The sequence below is a fragment of the uncultured Caballeronia sp. genome, from assembly GCF_964243625.1.
Classification (GTDB): Bacteria; Pseudomonadota; Gammaproteobacteria; order Burkholderiales; family Burkholderiaceae; genus Caballeronia.
In genome coordinates, this window is record NZ_CAXTGZ010000680.1 from 1 (window position 1) to 3,139 (window position 3,139).

Genomic DNA, 3,139 nt, shown 5'->3' on the forward strand with positions numbered 1-3,139 from the left:
TACTGATTTCGCGCTCAAGATGCGATTGGTTATGGTCCAGCCAGTCGGATGAACGAATTCGTACGGGCCTTTTGACTCCCATCCATCAATCGTTAATTCACATGCTTTCTTGCTGTTCATAGCTGCCTACACGCGTGCTCGTGGTGATTGTCATGTTAACGGCACTAGGCGGCCTTATCTGAACGCTGCGACAGCAGCCGAAACAGCGTTGATCGATGAATACCGAGCAACGCGGCGATTTCCTGCATGCTCATGTTGCCCTCGTCTGCGAGGCGATAAGCATGGTCGAGCTGCGCCGGTGTGAGCGTCGGCTTGCGGCCGAACTTCGTGCCGCGCGCCTTGGCGGCGGCCCGGCCGCTACTCGTGCGCTCAACGATTAGACTCCGCTCGAACTCGGCCATGCCGCCGAACACGGTCAATACCATGCGGCCGGCCGGCGTCGTCGTGTCGGCCCACGGCTCGGCGAGACTGCGCAGGCCTGCGCCGGCATCGCGGATGCGCTCAACAATGTCGAGCAGGTCGCGGATGCTGCGAGCGAGTCGGTCAAGGCGCGTTACAACGATAACGTCGCCGGCCCGCAAGTGGTCGAGCATGCGATCGAGCTGGGGACGCGCGCGCCGGGTTCCGGTAATTTTCTCGGCAAAGACCTTGCCGCATCCAGCCGCGCGTAGCTGCGCCTCTTGGTTGCTCAGGTCCTGGTCGCGAGTCGAGACACGGGCGTATCCGATCAGAAATGCGCCAGTCAACACGTCACGTGTGGCTATATCGGCTGGGTCTCTCACTGGCGCTCCCGCGATTCGAGCCATGACTCGGCCGCATTTTGCGCCGCGTCGTAGGCTTCTTTTTGAAGATACGCCTGCCACGCGTCGCGAGGTTTTGCACTATTGGCATAGCCCATCCATGTCAAGCGCTCGTCCTCGGTGAGTCCGTTCCACCAGTCGATGCCGGCCTGCGGATCTGCGTCGGCGTTTGCAGGGAATGCGCCCCCGCCTATTTCAATACCGGCCTCAAAAAAGCGTGCCTGCCACCCCCCGCCCAGCTCGGCGCGTCGGGGCTTAATTTCGTAGGTATAGCTCGGCGAAGTAGCGGTCATGGCGTCAATGGCGCGAATGTCGGATGACGGCCTCATGGCGATGCTGCCAGAGGGCATGAATCGCATCGAGGCGATTATTGAAGCGGCCGAGCCATCGGCAATCGCTGTCTGTGCGTTCGTCGTAGGGCGCGCTGATGCTCGTGTGCCACTTGCCGTCGAGCTGCAAATCGTAGCCACCGAGACATTCCGCCCCTTCGGGAGTCGTGAGGCCGTAGCAACATCGGCGCATCAGGAAGCCGTTGCCGGCGGTCGCAGGATAGTTGACGTTGTGCTGCACGAAGTTGACCATCATCGAGCAGCACCGCACCGTTCGTTTCTGTCGTTATGATTACTCGCTTATCGGGCGTCAGCTCCATATCGGGCAGCACGGCACGCCCACTACCGTGCTTATGTTGCATATTATAGTCGCGTATATGGGTGCATACAAGACTATGTTTTGCAACATTACGGTGTACGGCTGCATATGGGTTTGGTGGTGGCCGGCACGGCGTTGCGAAACTTAGGAGTTTTGCGACATGGCAAATTGACAGTTGCGCTGATATTCCAGAAAAATCCGGCCAATATCGCCTTCTTAATATTCATACTATTGGTTAGTAAGATGTCGTAATATCTGTCGCGCTGCGCCCCCACAGTCGTTCCTATTGAACCGTTTTAGGAAATCGCATGACTCTCAGGCCCATCCTGTTATCGCTTCTCGTCGGCATGTCGATATATTCGATTGCGTACGCAGACCCATCAGAGACAATTAATGTGCAATCCCATATTGAGGGAATCAGCACCCCCGATATCACCCCCGTTATCGCACGCTTAAAAGAAGCTTCTGCGACCGCTACGACAGTAAGGCCATGGACCCTTCCGTCAACGCGGTTCCGGTCGCAGAGAACGTCACGTGACACAGCCTTCACAGCTGCGACCGTTGGGCCGCCTGTTAATGGATGTGCGGATATTCAGGTTGGTACCGTTTATAACGCAACCACAGCGCCATCGGGTCAAACAGACTGCTTTGAATTTGTGGCACCTGACCTCACCAAAACCGTTGGTTACGTTGCTAGTCTTCCGGCAAATGAAGAGCACGATGCCCATTTGGTGCAAGTCAACTCAGATGGTTCTTTTACTTACCTTGATAACGAAATTGATTCGTCGCAGACGAAGATCGTCGAGGGTATTCCAGGCGGCCCGGTTCGCCTTTTGTTGCTAGTCGATTCGCAACAAGGAACGGGAGGCGCGACGTTTCAGTTTCAGGTGACCGGAACAACCGGATATGACTCGTATGAGCCAAACGACTCGATTCTTCACCCAACGCAACTATCCGGCGATCAACAGATCAACGCGAATCTTGACACGGTAAGCGATGTAGATTACTACGCGATCCAAACACCCACCGCGCAAACTGTTAACCGGCTTATTTTCACCGGCACCGGGACGCAAACAGCCCAACTGGAGACAGCGCCGAGTACGTGGGCAACGCTTACGTCTGGAACCTCGTACAACGTCACTTCGTCTTCCGGGGCGACCTTGATGATGCGGGCGTATAACACCGGGACTTCAGCGCCGGCAGCGCAGACTTACTCGATTCGTTTATCCGACGGGGCCGGAATCGCAGGTTTTTATCAATTCCTCGATACCGAAAACATATCGCATCTTGCGCCAAACCGTGAAAATGTCGCGCGCACGATAACGGCAGGCGTAACAGCCTATGATCACACTGGCAATATTCGATTGCCCGCTGGTGAGCATGTCACAATTCAGGTTTATGACAGAAGCACCACAAATGTTTTGACGCTCCTGACCACAACCTCAGGCGTCACAAATGCTTCAGGCAACTTGGTCACTCCGCTGAACATCGGGGTTTGTCAGGGTCAAGGAACGACGACAGGAAATTTCGCGACAACCTCAACACCGGCGGATCACTACACGATCACCTACAACCCTAACTCGTTCGCGGTTGCGTATCTTGATAACGGAGCATTGAATCCGGGTTCATCGTATTCGTATTTCAACCATATCTGTTCTGAGACGTACCTCGGGCGCTACTAAAAATATGGC

Annotated in this window: 4 protein-coding genes; 1 reads left to right on the forward strand and 3 read right to left on the reverse strand. The window is 55.5% G+C overall.

Going from position 1 to position 3,139, the window contains the following annotated elements; all coding sequences use genetic code 11:
* Positions 1-164 precede the first annotated feature (164 nt).
* From ACFFAR_RS29160 to ACFFAR_RS29170, 3 genes are read right to left on the reverse strand one after another with little or no spacing between them, the layout of a single operon-like run.
* Positions 165-782, reverse strand: a complete 618-nt coding sequence (locus ACFFAR_RS29160; RefSeq protein ID WP_375509010.1) for a recombinase family protein — start codon at positions 780-782, stop codon at positions 165-167.
* Entirely contained in the window at positions 779-1,093 is a 315-nt protein-coding gene (locus ACFFAR_RS29165; protein WP_375509007.1) for a hypothetical protein, read from the reverse strand. Before ACFFAR_RS29165 ends, ACFFAR_RS29160 begins: the two co-directional genes overlap by 4 nt.
* Before the next feature lie 4 nt (positions 1,094-1,097).
* On the reverse strand, positions 1,098-1,385 hold the full coding sequence (locus tag ACFFAR_RS29170) for a hypothetical protein (RefSeq protein WP_375509008.1): 288 nt from the start codon (positions 1,383-1,385) through the stop codon (positions 1,098-1,100).
* 371 nt (positions 1,386-1,756) lie between these two features.
* Here ACFFAR_RS29170 and ACFFAR_RS29175 point away from each other — a divergent pair, with 371 nt between their 5' ends.
* Positions 1,757-3,130 carry a hypothetical protein gene (locus tag ACFFAR_RS29175; RefSeq protein WP_375509009.1) on the forward strand — a complete coding sequence of 458 codons (1,374 nt, stop codon included), beginning with the start codon at positions 1,757-1,759 and terminating at the stop codon, positions 3,128-3,130.
* The last annotated feature ends 9 nt before the right edge of the window (positions 3,131-3,139 follow it).